This is a genomic window from Berryella intestinalis (assembly GCF_000814825.1).
GTDB classification, from domain to species: Bacteria; Actinomycetota; Coriobacteriia; order Coriobacteriales; family Eggerthellaceae; genus Berryella; species Berryella intestinalis.
In genome coordinates this window covers 1,377,089-1,395,828 of the sequence record NZ_CP009302.1, presented here as the reverse complement: position 1 = coordinate 1,395,828, position 18,740 = coordinate 1,377,089, and the positions used below count along the sequence as shown (strand labels likewise).

The window sequence follows — 18,740 nt, the reverse complement described above, 5'->3', positions numbered from 1 at the left end:
CGCTATATCATGACCAAAACGTGTTCCCAGTTGTTCGACGGTTTCGAGCACACCGTTCTAGGAAACGCAAACGAGGAGGTCGCAGGGCTCGCCTACAGCAGCGGCAAGGTTTCGCCGGGGGATGCGTTTTTCTGCATCGTCGGCCTGAAGGTGGACGGCCACTCGTTCGCGCAAGACGCCATCGACCACGGGGCGAAGGTCATCGTGTGCGAGCGCAAGGTGTATTTGGCCGACGCGACCGACGTCACCGAGATCATCGTCTCGGACACCCGCAAGGCCATGGCGCATGCGGCGGCCCGGTTCTACGACGACCCTTCGCGCAGCTTCTCGCTCGTGGGCATCACGGGTACGAACGGCAAGACCACTACGACCTACCTGGTCGAGCAGATCGCCAAGAGCGCGGGCAAGCGCACGGGCGTCATCGGCACGGTGGGCATCCGCGTCGGGGCCGACAGCTTCAAAGCCGAGCACACCACGCCCGAATCGTCCGACCTGCAAAAGACGTTCGCCCAGATGCGCGAGGCGCGGGCCGACGTCGTGGCGATGGAGGTCAGCTCGCACGCGCTCGATCTGCTGCGCACCTGGGAGACCAGTTTCGCCGTCACGGCATTTTCCAACCTCACGCAGGACCACCTGGACTACCATCACACGTTCGAGGCGTATTTCGAGGCCAAGGCGCTACTGTTCTCGAAGGACTATCCCGCCAAGCGCGTGGTGTGCATCGACGACAAGTGGGGCAAAGAGCTTTTGCGCCGCTGCAACGCAAACGACGACAACGTGGTTTCGACGGGCTTCGATCCGTCGGCCCAGATCCATCCGGTCGAGGTGACCTACGCGCCCACCCATACCGAGCTTCTGCTCGACGTGCGCGGCCAGCGCGTGCGGTTCAGCTACCCGCTTGTGGGCAAGTTCAACGTGAGCAACGTGATGTTGGCGTTCGGTATTGCCCTTCAACTGGGAATTCCGGTCGAAAGCATCGCGCGGGCGCTGGAAGACGCGCCGCAGGTTCCCGGCCGCCTCGAGCGCGTGAGCGTTCCCAACGACGGGGGCGTTTCGGTGTTCGTCGACTACGCCCACACTCCCGATGCGCTGGAAAAGGCCATGCGCTCCATCGCCAACATCACCGAGGGACGCACCATCGTGGTGTTCGGCTGCGGGGGAAACCGCGACTCAGCGAAGCGCTCCATCATGGGCAAAGAGGCTCTGCAGGCCGACTTCGCCGTGGTGACGTCGGACAACCCGCGCAACGAGGATCCGCTGGCCATCATCGAGGACATCGTGCAGGGGATGGGGTCGGACCCGTCCGCCTATGCGGTCGAGCCCGATCGCCGCGCGGCCATCGCGCTGGCCATCGCGCATGCGAAGCCGGGCGATTCCATCCTGGTGGCGGGGAAGGGACACGAGGACTACCAGCTGGTGGGCGATCAGGTTCTGTCGTTCGACGACCGCGTCGTGGCCGCCGAAGAGCTGAAGCGCGCGTTCGGCGCGGAGCAGGGCGAGGCGTAGGAGCGCTATGCGGTGCGATATCGAGCGCATAGCGAGCGCGACTGAGGGGCGGATCGTCGAGGGCTCGGCGCTTTCCGCCGAGGTCGTCGGGATCACCTGGGATTCGCGTGCCGTCACCAAGGGCTCGGCCTTCGTCGCCCTGGTGGGACAGCGCGTCGACGGGCACGACTTCCTCCCGCAAGCGTTTGCGGACGGGGCGGCGTGCGCGCTGGTCACGAAAGATCCGAGCGAAGAGGCCCTCGAGGCCGCCCGGCGCACAGGCGGCGCCATCGTCATGATCGAAGACGCTCACCGTGCTCTTTCCGACCTGGCCTCATGGTGGCGCACCCAGCTGTCGGGCCTGGTGATCGGCATTACCGGGTCGACGGGCAAGACCTCCACCAAGAACATGGTCGCGGCCGTCTGCTCGTCGTGCGGCCCAACCGTCGCCACGCGGGGAAACCAGAACAACGAGCTGGGGGTTCCCAATACGCTTCTGTCCGCCGAAGCCGATACGCGCTTCGTCGTCGTCGAGATGGGCATGCGCGGCCAGGGCCAGATAGCCCAGCTGTGCGCCATCGCGCGTCCCGATTGGGCGCTGGTCACCAACGTGGGGGAAAGCCACATCGAGCTCCTCGGCTCCCGCGACGCCATCGCCTGCGCGAAAGCCGAGATCTTCCAGGGCATCGCCGCGAACGGCCTCGCGTTCGTGAATGCGGCCGACCAGTACGCCGACCGCCTGATCGAGGTCGGGGGGCACGAGGGGCGCGGCGCGCGGACCGTTTTCTTCGACGGGTCGCCCGATGCGGCGGCGCGGCGCCTTCGCGCGGGCGGGGACGCTCCTTGCGTATGGGCCGAAAACGTCGCGCTCGACGAGAACGGGTGCGCCCGCTTCGACCTGTGCGCGACGGGGTTTCCCCAGGACGGGCGCGTTGCGTGCGCCCTGTCCGTCCCCGGGCTCCACAACGTCGGCAACGCCTGCTCGGCGGCGGCGATCGGCTTCGCGGCCGGCATGGCGCCCGCCGATATCGCCCGGGCCCTGTCCCGCGTCGAGGCCGAAAGCGGCCGTCAGGAAATGCTGCGGACGCCCCGGGGCTCGCTCGTGGTCAACGACGCGTATAACGCCAACCCCGACTCGATGCGCTCGTCGCTGGACATGTTCGCGGCGCTCGATCTGGAAGGTCGGCGCATGGCCGTTCTGGGCGATATGGGCGAACTCGGATCGTTTGCCGTCGAATGCCACCGGCGGGTCGGCGCGCATGCGGCGTCGTGCGGGCTCGACCTGCTCGTCTGCGTGGGCGAGCTCGCCCGTTTCATAGCGCAGGGAGCGATCGACGCCGGTTTCTCCGAAGACCGGGTGCGCTGCGTCGGCTCGGCCGACGAGGCGTCGTCGCTTGTCGAGGGGCTTCTCGAGCCCTCCGACGCGGTTCTGATCAAAGCATCTCATTTCATGGGTCTCGAGCGCATCGCTCGAAGATTGGTTGGCTAGCATGTTATCGGCTCTTTTCGCGCATTACCCCACGTTCCTCGTGTTTTTGGCGGTGTTCGTCTCCATGGTCCTCACCATGGTGTTCATGCCGCCGTGGATCCGCTTTCTGCAGGGGCGCAACATCGGGCAGCAGGTGCGCGACGACGGTCCCCAAACGCACCTGGTCAAGCAGGGCACTCCCACCATGGGGGGCATCGTCATGCTCGCTGCGGTGGTCGTGACCATCCTTTTGGTGGGCTACCCGACGGTTGAGACCTACGGCCTTCTGGTGGCGATCATCCTGACGGGCTTCCTGGGGCTGTTCGACGACGCCTCGAAGGTCATGCACGAGCGCTCGCTGGGCCTGACGCCCAAGGCGAAGCTGGTCGGGCAGTTCGTGATCGCCCTGCTGTTCGCCCTTCTGGCCGTGAACTTCCTCGGCATCGCGCCGACCGTCGAGATCCCCTTCGTCGTCACCGTCGATCTGGGCGTGCTGACGACGGTGGTCCCGATCGCCGGGGGGATCTCCATCCCGTGGCTCTACCTGATCTACGTGAGCGTCTTGCTGGTTGGACTGTGCAACGCGGTGAACCTCACCGACGGCCTGGACGGTTTGGCGTCGGGGACCGTCATGATCGTCATGATCGTGATGGCGGCCATCGCGTACCGCACCGACCTGCTCGAACCCGCCATACTCGCCGCCGCCCTCGCGGGGGTCTGCGTCGGCTTTCTGTGGTTCAACTCGTTTCCGGCCGACATCTTCATGGGCGACACCGGGTCGCTCGCTTTGGGCATGGGCCTTGGGTGCCTCGCGGTGGTCACGAAGACCGAGTTCGTCGCCATCATCATCGGCGGCCTGTTCGTGGCCGAGGCCCTGTCGGTCATGCTCCAGGTGGCGTGGTTCAAAAAGACCCGCCGCCGCATCTTCCTCATGGCCCCGCTCCATCACCATTTCGAGAAGAAGGGATGGAGCGAGACGAAGGTGGTTATTCGCTTCTGGATCATCTCGGGCGTGTTCGCGGCCATCGGGTTTTCGCTGTACTTTGCCGAATCGGTGATGGTGGGGTAGCTGTATGGAACGGACGGAATTCATCGAGGGGCGCAAAAGCGCCCCCGTTCATCTGGGCCGCGTTCTCGTCTTGGGTTTGGGCAAGTCGGGGATGTCGGTCGTGCGCTACTGCGCCGGCCTTTTGGGCGGCCGCGTTTCGGATCTCTACGTCGCGGCAGGCGGGGAAACCGAGGCGTCGAGGCGGTTCCTCGCCGATGTGGGCATCGACCCGTCGCACATAGCGTTCGGGGACGACGGGGTGTCGCAGCTGATGCGCTCGTGTGGCATCGAGCGCTTCGACCTGTGCATTGCGAGCCCCGGGATCCCGTATTTCGAGCGGCTCTACGTCGAGGGGTCTGCCCATAGCGCCGAGCTGATAAGCGAAGTCGAGTTCTCGTGGCGCGAGAGCCGGACGGAAAGCGCGTGGGTCGCCATCACGGGCACGAACGGCAAGACCACCACGACGGCATGCTGCGCCGAGCTGCTCGCGAAGGCGGGCCTGAGGGCGTCTGCCGTTGGAAACATCGGCACGGTGTGCCTGGACGCGGTTCTCGCGGACGAGACGGACGCGTACGTGGCGGAGGTCTCGTCGTACCAGCTGGCTTCGACGGCGCGCTTTGCGCCTAATGTCGCCGTCGTGCTGAACATCACGCCCGACCATCTCCACTGGCATCGCACGTTCGAGGCGTATCGCGATGCGAAGTTCAAGCTGCTCGACAACCTCGCGTCGTCGGACGGGGCAGTTGCGGTGCTCGACGCCGCCAACGACGTGGTCCGCGAAAAGGTGCGCGAGCTCGCGCGGCTAAGCGAGGACGAGCGCGGTTTCTCCTACATCCCCCTGGGAACGTCGGAAGGCGTTCGCGGCGATATGCGCCGCCGCTGCGGCTCGCGCGATGCGGCGTTCGTCGCGGAAGACGGCATGCTCACCGTTGCCTTCAAGGGGGTCGAGACGCCGATCTGCCGGGTGGACGAGCTGCTGGTCAAAGGCGGGCACAACGTGGGCAACGCGCTGGCCGCCGCCAGCGCGGCCGTCGCGCTGGGATGCGACGGGGCCCGCATCGGCGAGGCTCTGAAGGCGTTCGCCCCGCTTGCGCACCGCATCGAGCCGTGCGGGACGATAGCGGGCGCCATCTGCTACAACGATTCGAAGGCAACGAACGTCGACGCCTCGGTGAAGGCGGTCGCGTCGTTTGCCCCCGTGCGCCCCATCGTGCTTCTGGGCGGCGACGACAAGGGAACCGACCTTTCGGAGCTCGTGTCGGCCGTGCACGCCCATGCGCGCTGCGCGGTTCTGTTCGGAGCCGCGGCGGACCGGTTCGAGCGGGCGTTTTCCCAGTCCTCCGACGCCGCTCCGGAGCGTTTCGAGGTGAAGCGGGCCCGCGGTTTGGAGTCGGCGCTGGATGCGGCCCTTTCCGTAGCGGGGCAGGGCGACGTGATCCTCCTGTCGCCGGCCTGCGCCTCCTTCGACGAGTTCGGCTCGTTTGAAGAGCGCGGGGACGCGTTCAAGAAGATGGTGGCCGCTCGGGCCGCGCGGGCGTAAGGACGGGCCATGTCGCTTCTTCGCCCGCCCCAGGACACATCGGCCCATATCGCCGGCCCCCGTCTGGCCATCCTGATGCTGACCCTCGCTTTGACCCTCATCGGGCTGGTGATGGTGTACTCGGCTTCGGCGCCTTCGGCCATCAGCGAGCAGGCGTCGGCGGCATCGTACCTGAAAGACCAGCTGGTTTTCGCGGGCCTCGGCATCGCTGCGGGGTTCGTCTTCTGGCGCTTCGTCCCGTACGAGCTGTGGCGCTCGCCGCTGTTCTACGCGGTGTGGGGCGTCGCCGTCTTGATGCTGGTCGCGGTGGCGGTTTCGGGAACGGTCAGCTTGGGCGCCAAACGCTGGCTCTACATCGGGTCCCACAGCATCCAGCCCTCCGAGTTCGTCAAGTTCGTCCTGGTCATCGGCATGGCTCGTCTGCTGAGCCGCCTGCGTTCGGGCGATATCGACATGAGGAAGTTCGCGGTGCGCCTGGTTTTGGGCCTGCTCGTTCCGCTGCTGTTCCTCTACAGGACCCAGTCGGATCTGGGGACGACGGCCATCATCGCGGCCGGTATCATCGGGGTCCTTTGGTTGGGCGAGGTCCCGTGGAAGGTCATCGCGGCGACCGTGGTCGTGGGGGCCCTTTTGGTTGTCGCGTCCATCGTCACCACGCAGTACCGCTCCGGCCGCATGCTCTACCTCGATCCGTGGAACGACGGGGAGGGCGGCCGCGGCGCGGGCTACCAGATCATCCATTCGTACTACGCGTTTTCCCAAGGGGGCCTGTTCGGCTCGGGACTGGGCAACTCGCGCGAGAAGTTCCTCTACCTGCCCGAGTCCGAAACCGACTTCATCTTCGCGGTGATCGGCGAGGAGTTCGGCCTTCTGGGCTGCCTGATCGTCATCGGCCTGTTTTTGGGCCTTCTCTGGGCGGGCCTGCAGGTGGCGCGCCACGCGCCGGACGACTTCGCCTCGATGGTCGCCGGCAGCCTGACGATGATGCTGGTGGCTCAGGCGTTCTTGAACATCGGCTGCGTCATCGGGGTGTTCCCCACGACGGGAAAGCCGCTCCCGTTCATATCCTCGGGAGGATCGTCGCTCATCAGCTCGTTCATCATGGTGGGAATCATCCTGTCGGTCTCGCGCGCTTCGGGCGAGACCGTGTACTCCAAACGCCGCGACAACCTGCGTATCGTGAAGACGGGAGGGTCCGCCGAAGCCGGCGGCGGCCGCGGGGGCGCCGCGCTGTGGGACTCGGTTGCCCGTTCGGTCGATCGCGGCCGAGCAACCTGGTCGGGCAAGCGCCCTTCCGCCTCGGCGGCGCTTGGGGGCGCGGGCGCGCGGTCGGGTGAGGGAAGCGTTTCGCCGCGGCGGTCGCGGCGGTCGGATCGAAGGGGTCGTTAGATGCGTATCGTTTTATCGGGCGGGGGCACGGCGGGCCACATCAATCCCGCCCTCGCGCTGGCAGAAACGCTGGAGGTGCGCGGGCACGAGGTGTTCTTCGCCGGAACCCCCCGGGGAATCGAGGCCCGTCTGGCCGTCGAAGCGGGCCTTTCCTACGAGGCGTTCGAGGCCAGCGGGTTCGACCGGGCCCATCCCGCGTCGCTTCCCCAGGGCATAGCGCGCATAGCGCGCAGCACTAAACGGGCCGTTGCGTGGTTCGACCGGATCGATCCCGACGCGGTGGCGGTGTTCGGCGGCTACGTGTGCATTCCGGTGGGTCGCGCCGCCCTCAAGCGCCGCATCCCCCTCGTCGTCCACGAGCAGAACTCGGTGATGGGCCTGGCCAACCGCTATCTGGGCAAGCGGGCCGATGCGGTCTGCCTGACGTACGGGGAGGCGGCCGAAGGGGTCAGAGGGCTCGGACCGACCGTCGTGACCGGCAACCCCGTGCGCGCCTCGGTGCTGTCGGCGACGCGGGAAGAGGGCAGGGAGATGCTGGGCATTCCCGACGATGCGCTTGTCTTGCTCGTAACGGGGGGCAGTCTGGGAGCCCGGCACCTGAACGGCGCCGTCGCGGCCCTGAAAGACAGGCTGCTGTCCCATCCGTCTCTGCACGTGGTGCACGTGACCGGGCCCAAAGAGCTCGATGCGGTCGGGGAGCGCCTCGCGCTTACCCCGGACCAGGCGCAGCGCTGGCACCTGTTCGGATACCAGAACGAGATGGGCAAGTGCATGGCCGCCGCCGATGCGATCGTGTCGCGCGCGGGAGCCACATCGCTCGCCGAGATCTCGGCTCGCGCGATCCCCGCCGTGCTGGTGCCGTTTCCCCATGCGACGGCCGACCATCAGACGATGAACGCCCGCTCGTACGTGGATGCGGGCTGTGCGCTGTGCATCGCCGACGATCAGGTCGACACCCCGCAGTTCGAATCGGCGCTCTGCCGTCTGATCGAGGACGAATCGATGCGCGCGTCGATGACGGCGGCGGCTCGGGGGCTGAACGCCGCGGATGCGGCCTCGCTTCTGGCCGACGCGGTCGAGCGGGCGGCGGCATCGCGGGCGCGCACGCGCGGCGCCGAGGGCTGATCGGCGCCTGACCGCTGCGGATCCGAAACCGCGGGCTACCGCTATAATGGCGGGGGATTTTTCAACGGAACTCAGACGAGGAACCAGGACATGGACGAAAGACGTATCGAATCGGTTCACTTCATAGGCATCGGCGGCGTCGGCATGAGCGGCATCGCACTCGTTGCCCACGACCAGGGTATTCGCGTTACCGGATCCGACATCAAGGACAGCCGCTACACCAAGCAGCTGCGCGAGGCGGGCGTCGAGGTGTTCATCGGCCACGCCGAGGATAACGTCGCATCCGGCGAGGCGGCCCCCGACGTGGTAGTGGTCAGCACGGCAGTCATGGAGTCCAACCCCGAACTCGCCTCGGCACGCGCGCGCGGCATCGAGGTGTGGCACCGGGCCCGCATGCTGGCGTATCTGGGCGTGGGGCTGGACACCTTGGCGGTTGCCGGCACGCATGGCAAGACCACCACGTCGTCTATGCTGGCAAGCGCGCTGGACGACATGGGCATGGATCCCACGTTCCTCATCGGCGGCATCGTGCGCGCCTACGGAACCAACGCGCATTCGGGATCGGGCCGTTTCTACGTGGTCGAGGCGGACGAGAGCGACAAGTCGTTCACGTACCTGTCTCCCGCTGCCGTTCTGGTCACCAACATCGAGGCCGACCACCTCGACCACTACCGCGACCTCGAAGAGATCAAGGAGAAGTTCGCCGCGTTCATCGGATCGGTGCCTGCGGAAAGCGGCATCGCGGTGGTCTGCGGAGACGATGCCGAACTGGTGCGCATCGCCCGCGCGTCGGGACGCGCCACCATCACCTACGGTTTCTCGGAGTCCTGCGACGTGCGCATCGAGTCGTACGAGCCGCATGGGGTCGGCAGCGCCTACCGTCTGGCGTTTCCGGACGGCCGCGTGCTCGAGGGGTCCGTCCCCCAGAACCCGGGGGCTCATAACGTATCGAACGCCGCCGGGGTCGTCGTGCTCATCGACGCGCTGGGATACGACGCGGCCGCCGCGGTTTCGGCCCTGTCCGATTTCCGCGGCGTCAAGCGCCGCTTCGATTTGGTGGGCGAGGCTGCGGGCGTCACCGTGGTCGACGACTACGCCCATCATCCCACCGAGATCGCCGCGACGGTCAAAGCGGCGTCCCAGCTGGGGTACGGCAAGGTCCACGTCCTGTTCCAGCCGCACCGCTACTCGCGCATCGGCCTGTTCGCCGAGGTTCTCCACGACGAGTTCAGCGTCGCGTTCGACGCGGCCGACACCGTGACGTTCATGGACGTGTACTCCGCCGGAGAATCCCCGGTCCCGGGGGTGAACGGCAAGGCGTTCCTCAACGTCGTGCTGGACAACCCCTCCCATCCCGAGGCGAGCTACGTGCCGCGGCGCATCGACACGGTCGGCGAGATGGTGGGCAAGGTCTCGGCGGGCGATCTGGTGATCACCATGGGAGCCGGCGACGTCACGGCCATAGGCCCGCAGATCATCGAGGCCCTGAAAGCGCGTGAGGGCTAGTGGCGCGCCACGCAAGCGAACTGCAGTCCCTGCTCGTCGACGAGTCGTTCGACGGCGAGGTGTACCCCAACGAGCCCATGGCCCGTCACACGACGTACCGCATCGGGGGTCCGGCGCGCTTCTTCGTGCAGGTCGATTCGGTCGGAGCGCTCAGGGCGCTGCTGGGCGTGTGCGAGAGCTCGGGCGTTTCCTGGTACGTCGTGGGAAAGGGCAGCAACTTGCTCGTCTCCGACGAGGGGTTTCCCGGCGTCGTCGTCACGCTCGGACGCGATTTCCGCATGCTGAACCACGACGAGGCGGCGCAGGTCGTCGCCGTGGGCGCGGGCCATTCCCTGTCGGCTCTGATCCACGAGCTGTTCCGCCGCTCTCTGGGAGGCCTGGAGTTCGCGGTGGGCACGCCGGGCACCGTCGGCGGCGCGCTGAGGATGAACGCGGGCACCAGGCGGGAATGGATCGGATCGAGCGTTCGAAGCGTCACGACGGTCCATCCGAGCGAGGGGTTGAAGCGCTATGCTTCCGACCAGCTGTTCTGGGATTATCGGCGCAGCAGCATACCCGTCGACGAAGTCGTCGTCGAATGCGAACTTTCGGTAAAGCCCGTCGACCCCTTTTACATTCGGGGTAAGATGGAGGCGTCCCTGTCGCGTCGCAGCAAGGCGCAGCCGCTGTCGCTGCCTTCGTGCGGAAGCGTGTTCCGCAATCCCGAAGGGGCATCCGCAGCGCAGCTCATCGAGTCGTGCGGTCTGAAGGGATGCCGCGTCGGAGGCGCCGAGGTCTCGGGCGTCCACGCTAACTTCATCGTGAACGCCGACGGTGCGACCGCATACGATGTAGTCCGTCTTATCAAGCAGATCCAGGCGAAGGTGCACGAAGTCCATGGCGTCGAATTACAACCGGAAGTCAGATTCCTCGGCTTCGCGTAGGCCGCGCGGCTCCGCGGCGTCTTCCCGCAGCCGATCGGGTCGCTCCGATTACCAGGTGATACCCGGCGGACGCGCGGCGTCTTCCTCCCGTGCGCCCCGTTCCGGCCGCTCTGCGCGCAACGGCTACGACTCGGTGCGCGTGGGAGATGTGGCGCGCAGCGAGCGGATGATGCGCGCGCAAGAGCGCTCGCGCGCCTTCGTCTTGCGCATCGGAGCCGTCGCCGCCGTCATCGCGGTGATCATGGTTGCGTTCTTCATCCTGCGCTCGTCGAGCGTCTTTTCCATCGACCAGGTGAGCGTCGTCGGCGTCGAGCATCTGACCGCAGACGACATGGCCAAGCTCGCGAACGTTCCCGCGGGCTCGACCCTGCTCGATGTGGATACGGCCGCCATCGAGGAGCGCGTCAGGCGAAACGCCTGGGTTGCGGGGGTGTCCGTTTCCCGCAAGTTCCCCCATACGCTCGAGATCTCCGTAACCGAGAGAACCGTGTCGGCGGTCGTCGAGGTTCCCTCGACCGACGCGAAATCCATCAAACAGTGGGCGATCTCGTCCGATCATATCTGGCTCATGCCCATCCCCGAGAAGGGCAGCGCCGGGGCGAGCACCACCAGCTCGAAAGTGTACGAAGATGCCGACGCCGCGCTCCACATCACCGACGTCCCGTTCGGAACCAAGGCCGAGATCGGTCAGAAGTGCACCGACAGCAACGTTTTGAACGCGCTCGACATCGTGGGCGGGATGACCACCGAGCTTGCGGGCAAGGTGAAGACGGTTTCGGCTGCCGGAGAAGAGGAAACCACGCTGATCTTGGACGATGGCATCGAGATAGCCTTCGGCAAAGCCGAGGGGATCCGCGACAAAGAGCGCGTCGTCTTGAAGATCATCGAGGAGAACAAGGGCAAGGTCTCCTACATCAACGTGCGCTCCGTTTCCAACCCCACCTGGCGCGCCCTTTCGTAGCGTTTCCGCGTTTTCGTGTGTTCATGTGCGGTTCAACGGGCCCGTGTTCGTTGCAAATGCATGATCATCGTGTAAAATTGGTCAGCAACAAGGCGTCTTGCGGGATGTCGCTCTAAGGAAACGCAGCTCAAAAGCAATTTAGGTGTGGAGGATACAATGCCCAACAAGGTTGGCTCTGATAATCTGGCGGTCATCAAGGTCGTCGGCGTCGGCGGCGGTGGCACCAACGCCGTCAATCGTATGGTCGAAGCCGGTGTGCGCGGCGTTGAGTTCATCGCGGTGAATACCGATCACCAGGCGCTTTTGATGTCCGACGCCGATCGCACCATCCATATCGGCGAAGACCTCACCCGCGGCCTGGGTGCCGGCGCCAATCCCGAGGTGGGATGCCAGGCGGCCGAAGAGAGCCGCGAGGAGATCCGCGCGGCGCTGGCCGAGGCCGACATGGTCTTCGTCACGGCGGGCGAGGGCGGCGGAACCGGTACCGGTGCCGCACCGGTCGTGGCCGAGATCGCGCGCGAGGAGATCGGCGCGCTTACCGTGGGTATCGTGACCAAGCCCTTCTCGTTCGAAGGCCGCACCCGTCGCAACCAAGCCGAGCAGGGCGTCGAGCTGCTCTCCCAGAAGGTCGACACCCTCATCGTCATCCCCAACGACCGCCTGCTCGAGGTGGTCGACAAGAAGACCAGCATGCTCGATGCGTTCCGCATCGCCGACGACACGCTGCGCCAGGGTATCCAGGGCGTCACCGACCTCATCACCATCCCCGGTCTCATCAACCTCGACTTCGCCGACATCCGCACCGTCATGAAGGATGCGGGAACGGCCATGATGGGCATCGGCATCGCGTCGGGCGAGAACCGCGCCCTCGAAGCCGCCACCCAGGCGACCAACTCCAATCTGCTCGAGGCCTCCATCGCCGGAGCCTCGCGCGTGCTGTTCTCCATCGCCGGCGGCCCCGATCTGACCCTTACCGAGGTCGACGCTGCGGCGCGCACCGTCGAGGCCTGCGCCGACGAGAACGCCAACATCATCTACGGTCAGATCGTCGACGAGAAGATGGGCGACACCATCCGCATCACCGTCATCGCGACCGGGTTCAAGACCGTCGAGAGCCAGTCGGCGATCGACTTCGCCCGCAAGGATCTCTTCGCCTCCACCTCGCAGGAATCGGCGGCCAGCGCCTCGGTTTCCGCGTACTCGTCGGGCGCGTCGGCCTATTCCACGCCGGCCTCCCAGCGCGGGACGCAGGGTGCGGGTGCGAGTCGGTTTGCCGACGAGGACTACATTCCCGACTTCCTCAAGCGTCAGCGCTAACCGACGAGCATGGAAGTTCCCTTATCCGGCTTGCCTTCTCCAACGCTCGATGCGCGCCTTCAAGGCGCGCATCGCATTGATGCGCTCACCGATGACGCCCTGTACGGCGCCGTCGGTGTGCGCATTGCTTTTACCGGCCGCAAAGGCGGCGCCAGCACAGGGCCGTACGCCGCGCTCAACCTGGGGTCCCATGTTTCCGACGATCCGTGCGCGGTCGACGAGAACCGTGCGCGCCTCGCTTCGGCCCTGGGGTTTCCCGCGGCTTCGCTGGTCGTTCCCCATCAGGTTCACGGCGACCGTCTGGTGTGCGTAGACGACGTCGCGGTGCGCGACCTCGATGGCGTGCGGGCCGACCTCGAATCGGGTTGCGACGGGGTCGTGTGCACGGCCTGCGGCGTCCCCGTCCTGCTGAACTTCGCCGACTGCCTGCCCCTTGTGCTGGTGTCCCCGACAGGTGCCTTCTCCGTCGTCCATGCCGGGTGGCGCGGAGCGCTTGCGGGCATCGCCGGCGCAGCGGCGCGGCGCCTCGCGCGCGACGACGCCGCCCTGGCTGCGGTGCCGGAAGATGAGCGCTGTTCGCTTTTCAACGCCTATATCGGCCCGTACATCCACGCGGCGGCGTTCGAGACGTCTGCGGACGTGCGCGACGCGTTCGTCGCGAGGTTCGGGCCGTCTGTCGCGCCCGATGAGCGCCATATCGATCTGGGGCAAGCGGTGAGGGCCGACCTCGTTTCGGCGGGCGTCGATCCGAAGCGCGTTTGCGATGCGGGTATCTGCACGTTCGATCGTTCGGACGAGTATTTCTCTTACCGCCGTTCGGGCGGTGTCTGCGGACGGCACGGGGCCGTCGCCTATCGGGAAGAAAGGTGATAGAGGTGAGCGCTCGAGAACGCTATCGAAGCGTACGAGAGGAACTTGAATCGGTTTGCGAGGATGCGGGGCGACCCTTCGAAACCGTCCATCTGGTCGCGGTGTCGAAGACGGTCGGCACCGACGAGGTCGCGAGCGCCATCGAGGGAGGGGCGTCCGACTTCGGCGAGAACCGCCCCGAGGGGCTTATCGAGAAGGCCGACGCCTTCCCCGACAAGCGCTGGCACTTCATCGGCAACATCCAGTCCCGCCGCATCGTGGACATCGTGGGCCGCGCATCGCTCATCCACTCCCTTTACCAGTTCAAGCACGCGCAGAAGATAAACGACGTCGCGCAGGAGAAGGGTATCGTGCAAGACGTCCTCATCGAGGTGAACGTCTCGGGCGAGGAGTCGAAAAGCGGGCTGAACCCGCGCGAGGTGGTTGAGTTCGCCCAGCAGCTGGGCGAACTTGACCACGTGCGGCTGCGCGGGCTCATGACCATGGCTCCCCAGGGAGACCTCGACCGCGCGCGCGAGGTGTTCGAAGAGCTGGCCTACCTCAAAGAGCTTCTGTGCTCCCAGCTCGACGACAAGATGGCGGCCGAGGTCGATGAGCTTTCCATGGGTATGAGCGAGGACTGGAGGGAAGCGGTCTACGCCGGGGCTACCATAATACGGGTGGGCCGCGCCATCTTCAGCGAAGAATTCTGAGGCCTGCGCCGAAGATAACGGTCGATGAGCGCGCCAGCTGCGTTAGACTCGTTTCTATCGTGAAACGCGGGTAAACGCAGCATTGAAACGAAAGAGACAGGTGATGGCTATGGCAGGCTTCAACGCTTCGGACGGCGACGGGGGTTTCCTCGGAACCATCAAGTCCCGCCTTGGGTTCGGCGATGAACCCGCAGCTCCCGCCCGCTCGCGCACGCGGACGCGCACGGCACGGTCGGAGCGTCGCACCGACGACGCCGAGTTCGCAGCCGATGAGGCGGTTGCCGAGGAGTTCGCGGAATACGGGCCGGGCTACCGTTATTCGGAGGACGCCTACGAACGCAGCGCCAACGCGCCTACCAGCGAGTTTCCCCCGCTGGTGTCAAAAAAGGATATGAAGCGCCCCGCGAGCCGCCTCGGGCACGATCCGCTCAAAGAGGCGGAATCCGTGCCGTCGGTGTCGGCTTCCGGCCGCATGATGGTCGATAACGCCGCCCCGGCGGCCTCGTCTCCGCGCGATCGGGTCGAGCGCAGCTCGGAAGCGCGCGCGGCGGGCGGTTTGAACAATCTGTTCTCGTCCACGTCTTCAGACGCCGCAGACAGAAAACCCGCTTCCGAACGGGTGCCTTCTTCCGGGGAAGCCCCCCGCGCCCCCAAGCGCGGCATCTCGGTGCTGCGGCCTTCCAGCTACGGGGACGTCGAGCGGGTCGCCAAGATCGTCCGCTCGGGCGACGTGGTCGTCATCGCCCTCAAGAACACGCCCGACGATCTGTCAAAGCGCATCCTCGATTTCTCGTTCGGCGTCAGCAGCGCGCTCGAGGCCCAGGTCGAGTATCCCGGGGACAAGGTCTACGCTATCTGCAAGGGGGCTGCGCTCACGTTCGCCGAGCTCTCGGCGCTGCGCAAGCAGGGTGTGCTGTAATGGCCCTTTCGCACGACGCTCGCATCGCCATCGTCGGTGCGGGCAAAATGGGGGAGGCGCTCGTCTCCGGTTGGCTCGACTGCTCTAAACCCCCGGCCGGTACCATCGGAGCGCGAAACCTGCTTGCGGTCAATCGGAGCCAGGAGCGCTGCGATCAGCTTCGGCGCGCGTACGGCATCGCGTGCACGCTCGACCTGTCCGAGGCGCTTTCGGCAGACATCGTCGTCATCGGCGTGAAACCGCAGGTGGTTCCCTGTGTCTTGGCTGATTTGAAGCGTGCGGACCCGACGGGCGACCGCATGCGCTCATCTGTGTTCGTCTCGATCGCCGCGGGGCTGTCCACCGCCGCGATCGAAGGCATGTTGTTCGAAGGCGCGCGCGTGGTGAGGGTCATGCCGAACATGCCCCTTATGGTGGCGCAGGGTGCGTCGGGCGTGTGCGGAGGCGCGGCGTGCGCATCCGAGGACGTCGCGTTCGTGCGCGATCTGTTCGGCTGCCTGGGGGTAGCGCAGATCGTCCCCGAATCCGATATGGATGCCGTGTGCGCGCTCAGCGGCTCGGGTCCGGCCTACGTTGCGCTCATGGTCGAATCGATGCGCGACGCCGCCATCGGAGAGGGCCTCGACGCCGAAACCGCCGAGCGTTTCGCGCTGCAGACCGTGTACGGGACGGCGCGCTACATGCTCGAGCGCCGGATCGGCCCCGAACAGACGCGCGCATCGATCTGCAGCCCCAACGGCACGACCGTCGCTGCGCTCGATGCGATGGTGCAAGCGGGCTTTCCCGAAGCGGTGAGAGCCGCCGTCGCGGCCGCCGCCCGTCGTTCCAAAGAGTTAGGAAATGTTCAGTGATCTCTCTCAAGTACCTTTTGGTGTCGCTTGCCGACGCCTACAGCACGATCATCTTCATCTACGTCCTCATGTCCTGGATTCCCACGTCGTCGGGAATCATCGGCGACATCTACCGCGTTTTGGGGAAGGTGTGCGATCCGTACCTGAACCTGTTCCGCAGGCTCATTCCCCCCATTGGAGGAATGGTGGATGTGACGCCCATTGTCGCCCTGCTTGTATTACAATTCGGGGTACGTTTGATAATCAGGCTTTTTTAACGTAGTCACGCTCGCGCAAGGCGGGCCAAACGAAGGGACTTTCAGATGGCCATTACTTCGGAAGACATCCATAACCAGAGCTTCTCGATCGATCGCAAAGGTTACGACGTCGACGAAGTGGACGTGTTCCTCGAACATGTCGCCGACGAGATCGGCGCTTTGAACGCTCAGGTGGAAAGCCTGAAGCTCCAGCTCGAGCAGGCGCGCGAAGACGTGGCGGAGCCCGGCCTCACGCAAGCGGTCGCCCCGGTTGCCGCTTCGGCCGCCTCCGACGCCGACACCGTCGTGCTTCAGGAGCGCATCGCCGACCTCGAGCGCAAGCTGGCCGAGAAATCGGCCAACGACACCGCTATTTCGCAGGCGCTCATCGTCGCGCAGCGCTCCGCCGACGACATCGTGGCCAACGCTCGCTCGCAGGCTTCCACGATCGTCCAGGACGCCGACGCCGAGGCTGAGCGCATCGTCAGCAAGGCGGAGGCCGAGCGCCAGAAGGTCGTCGAGTCCACGCGCGCGCTCGAGAACGCCCGCGAGAACGTGCGCGCCGATTACCGCAACCTCCTCTCCGACTTCATCGGGGATGCTTCGCGCAAGCTCAACGAGATCGACGAGAACGCCCCCCGCAGCGCATCGAGCTTCACGAGCGAGGTGGCTCCCCTCATCACCCCCGGAGCGCCCGAGGTGGCGAGCCAGCGCGCTGCGTCTCCCGCGGCCACCGCGGCCGCTGCGTCGTTTGCCGCAGGCGGGGCGGCTACCGCAGCCGGCGGATCTTCCTCTTACTTCGAGAAGGACCTGTCCGGTTTCGGTGACGCCGACGACGACTTCGATTTCGATGACCCCGACTAAGCCGGTTCCGTCTTTCAGCCAACTTAACTTCCTCGTCACGCCCCGTTCGGGGCGTGACGAGGTTGTGGGGCTCGTCATTAGGGCAGACGGTTCCCCTGAGGTCCGTGTGCGCGTCACGGCTCCCCCCGACAAGGGCAGGGCGAACAAGGCGGTGTGCAATCTGGTGGCCAAGCAGCTGCGCATCGGAAAGACCCGCGTGAGCGTCGCCTCGGGGGAGACGTCGCGGCACAAGCGCCTGGACATCCAGGTCGACGCCGAGGCTCTGCAAGGTTGGTTGGAAGGGCTGCAGGTGCTCGAGGGTCGCTGAGCCGTCCTGCCAGGGATCGAGTGGGTCGGTAAGCCGGGTTCTGTCGTTGGACGGCCATTTATCTAGGACGTGCGTCACCGCACGTATCGAGCGCGCAACCCGAACGCACGGAAGGGCGGCCGTATCGCGTTCCTATTTGCGTTTGCTCCAGGTGGGGTTTGCCAAGCCGCGCCGTTACCGACGCGCTGGTGCGCTTTTACCGCACCGTTTCAGCTTGTCTCGCCGCAAAACGGCGGGAGTTTTCTTTTCTGTGGCACTTTCCGTCGGGTCGCCCCGCCCAGCTGTTAGCTGGCACCTTGCCCTTGGGAGCCCGGACTTTCCTCATGCGATGCATGCGACCGTCTGACCCACTCGAGTATGCTATTCTAGCAAACCGATGGCAGTGCGCGCGGGATGCGTCCGATCAGGCGCAAACCTCCATGTTGCGCGCGTCGAAACCGATCGATTGGACCGTCCCCTATGAGCGTATGCGCAGTCGTTGCCGCCTCGGATTTCAACGCCGACCACTTCAAATCGCTTGACGATCAGGGTTTCTTCGATGAAGTGTACGCGGTTGATGGCGGTTGGGCCCACCTCGTCTCCCTGGGGCGCAAGGCCGATATGGCGCTGGGCGACTTCGATTCGCTCGGATACGTTCCCGATTGCGCCCGCGTTTCCAAGCATCCGGTCATGAAGGACCAGAGCGATCTCGAGCTCGCCCTCGAGCGCGTGAAGACGCGCCGCTATTCCGAGGTGTTCGTGTACGGGGCTTTGGGCGGGCGCCTCGATCACACGCTCGCCAACCTCCAGCTGTTCGCCAAGTTCGCCGAAGAGGGTATGGACGTGGTGGCGATCGATCTCGGTTCGGCCCTGCGCGTTTTGGTCGGTCCCGATGCGTTCGACTTGCCGAACCTCCCGTCGGGCACCGTCTCGGTATTCTCCGCCAGCGACGAGGCTCATGGCGTCATCGAGCGCGGTCTGCGCTACGCCTTCAACGACGAGACGCTGACGAACCGGACTTCGCGCGGCCTCTCGAACGAGCTTATGGGCGAGCCCGCCATGGTGGGCTTGGAGAAGGGGAGCATCTTCGTCTTCTATCCGCTGGGCTGATTTTTCCCTCCTTCGGCGCCGATCTTTTCGACCGGTTGCCTATAATCGTTGCATCCGCCTCGGGCGGACAGGGGAGCTCGCGTGCGCGATGGCGGCGGCGGGCTGAGAGGAGGCCCGCGAAACGGCCTCGACCCTCGACCTGATATGGGT

18 protein-coding genes and 1 other RNA gene are annotated in these 18,740 nt (G+C 65.7%); 18 read left to right on the top strand and 1 reads right to left on the bottom strand.

Features of this window, described 5'->3' with window-relative positions:
- Positions 1-9 precede the first annotated feature (9 nt).
- The 17 genes from JI75_RS06145 (at position 10) to JI75_RS06065 (ending at position 17,501) form a co-directional block, all read left to right on the top strand.
- Entirely contained in the window at positions 10-1,506 is a 1,497-nt protein-coding gene (locus JI75_RS06145; RefSeq protein ID WP_039689557.1) for a UDP-N-acetylmuramoyl-L-alanyl-D-glutamate--2,6-diaminopimelate ligase, read from the top strand.
- Positions 1,507-1,513: 7 nt separating this feature from the next.
- Positions 1,514-2,974 carry a UDP-N-acetylmuramoyl-tripeptide--D-alanyl-D-alanine ligase gene (locus JI75_RS06140; protein WP_039689555.1) on the top strand — a complete coding sequence of 487 codons (1,461 nt, stop codon included), beginning with the start codon at positions 1,514-1,516 and terminating at the stop codon, positions 2,972-2,974.
- Position 2,975: 1 nt separating this feature from the next.
- Positions 2,976-4,022 carry a phospho-N-acetylmuramoyl-pentapeptide-transferase gene (mraY, locus tag JI75_RS06135; protein ID WP_039689553.1) on the top strand — a complete coding sequence of 349 codons (1,047 nt, stop codon included), beginning with the start codon at positions 2,976-2,978 and terminating at the stop codon, positions 4,020-4,022.
- A gap of 4 nt (positions 4,023-4,026) precedes the next feature.
- The gene (gene murD / locus JI75_RS06130; RefSeq protein ID WP_039689551.1) at positions 4,027-5,541 is read left to right on the top strand and encodes a UDP-N-acetylmuramoyl-L-alanine--D-glutamate ligase; all 1,515 of its coding nucleotides are present in this window, start codon (positions 4,027-4,029) and stop codon (positions 5,539-5,541) included.
- A 9-nt stretch (positions 5,542-5,550) separates the two neighbouring features.
- Positions 5,551-6,930 (top strand): FtsW/RodA/SpoVE family cell cycle protein, encoded by a 1,380-nt coding sequence (locus tag JI75_RS06125; RefSeq protein WP_082019789.1) that lies wholly within the window; start codon positions 5,551-5,553, stop codon positions 6,928-6,930.
- Complete coding sequence (gene murG, locus JI75_RS06120) at positions 6,931-8,055, top strand: undecaprenyldiphospho-muramoylpentapeptide beta-N-acetylglucosaminyltransferase (RefSeq protein WP_039689549.1); 1,125 nt, start codon at positions 6,931-6,933, stop codon at positions 8,053-8,055.
- 90 nt (positions 8,056-8,145) lie between these two features.
- Entirely contained in the window at positions 8,146-9,561 is a 1,416-nt protein-coding gene (murC, locus tag JI75_RS06115) for a UDP-N-acetylmuramate--L-alanine ligase (protein ID WP_039689547.1), read from the top strand.
- On the top strand, positions 9,561-10,484 hold the full coding sequence (murB, locus tag JI75_RS06110; protein ID WP_240993141.1) for a UDP-N-acetylmuramate dehydrogenase: 924 nt from the start codon (positions 9,561-9,563) through the stop codon (positions 10,482-10,484). Before murC ends, murB begins: the two co-directional genes overlap by 1 nt.
- A complete protein-coding gene (locus JI75_RS06105; protein ID WP_039689545.1) occupies positions 10,438-11,445 on the top strand; it encodes a cell division protein FtsQ/DivIB in 1,008 nt (335 codons plus the stop codon). The genes murB and JI75_RS06105 overlap by 47 nt, the downstream gene beginning before the upstream one ends.
- A 156-nt stretch (positions 11,446-11,601) precedes the next feature.
- Positions 11,602-12,762, top strand: coding sequence for a cell division protein FtsZ (ftsZ, locus tag JI75_RS06100; protein WP_039689543.1), 1,161 nt, complete (start codon positions 11,602-11,604; stop codon positions 12,760-12,762).
- 9 nt (positions 12,763-12,771) lie between these two features.
- On the top strand, positions 12,772-13,632 hold the full coding sequence (locus JI75_RS06095) for a purine nucleoside phosphorylase YfiH/LACC1 family protein (RefSeq protein WP_039689541.1): 861 nt from the start codon (positions 12,772-12,774) through the stop codon (positions 13,630-13,632).
- Positions 13,633-13,637: 5 nt separating this feature from the next.
- A complete protein-coding gene (locus JI75_RS06090; RefSeq protein ID WP_039690686.1) occupies positions 13,638-14,324 on the top strand; it encodes a YggS family pyridoxal phosphate-dependent enzyme in 687 nt (228 codons plus the stop codon).
- Positions 14,325-14,433: 109 nt separating this feature from the next.
- Complete coding sequence (locus tag JI75_RS08825; RefSeq protein ID WP_158407628.1) at positions 14,434-15,243, top strand: cell division protein SepF; 810 nt, start codon at positions 14,434-14,436, stop codon at positions 15,241-15,243.
- Positions 15,243-16,094: a pyrroline-5-carboxylate reductase gene (gene proC / locus JI75_RS06080; protein WP_039689538.1), complete on the top strand. Its 852-nt coding sequence runs from the start codon at positions 15,243-15,245 to the stop codon at positions 16,092-16,094. Before JI75_RS08825 ends, proC begins: the two co-directional genes overlap by 1 nt.
- Positions 16,091-16,351, top strand: a complete 261-nt coding sequence (locus tag JI75_RS06075; protein WP_039689537.1) for a YggT family protein — start codon at positions 16,091-16,093, stop codon at positions 16,349-16,351. The genes proC and JI75_RS06075 overlap by 4 nt, the downstream gene beginning before the upstream one ends.
- Positions 16,352-16,396: 45 nt before the next feature.
- Positions 16,397-17,194: a DivIVA domain-containing protein gene (locus tag JI75_RS06070; RefSeq protein ID WP_039689535.1), complete on the top strand. Its 798-nt coding sequence runs from the start codon at positions 16,397-16,399 to the stop codon at positions 17,192-17,194.
- Positions 17,181-17,501: a DUF167 family protein gene (locus JI75_RS06065; RefSeq protein ID WP_039689533.1), complete on the top strand. Its 321-nt coding sequence runs from the start codon at positions 17,181-17,183 to the stop codon at positions 17,499-17,501. The genes JI75_RS06070 and JI75_RS06065 overlap by 14 nt, the downstream gene beginning before the upstream one ends.
- Positions 17,502-17,514: 13 nt before the next feature.
- On the opposite strand, the gene rnpB is transcribed toward JI75_RS06065, so the two are convergent.
- Positions 17,515-17,855: RNase P RNA component class A (rnpB, locus tag JI75_RS08875), an RNA gene on the bottom strand.
- A gap of 105 nt (positions 17,856-17,960) precedes the next feature.
- Here rnpB and JI75_RS06060 point away from each other — a divergent pair.
- Positions 17,961-18,590, top strand: coding sequence for a thiamine diphosphokinase (locus JI75_RS06060; RefSeq protein ID WP_039689531.1), 630 nt, complete (start codon positions 17,961-17,963; stop codon positions 18,588-18,590).
- The last annotated feature ends 150 nt before the right edge of the window (positions 18,591-18,740 follow it).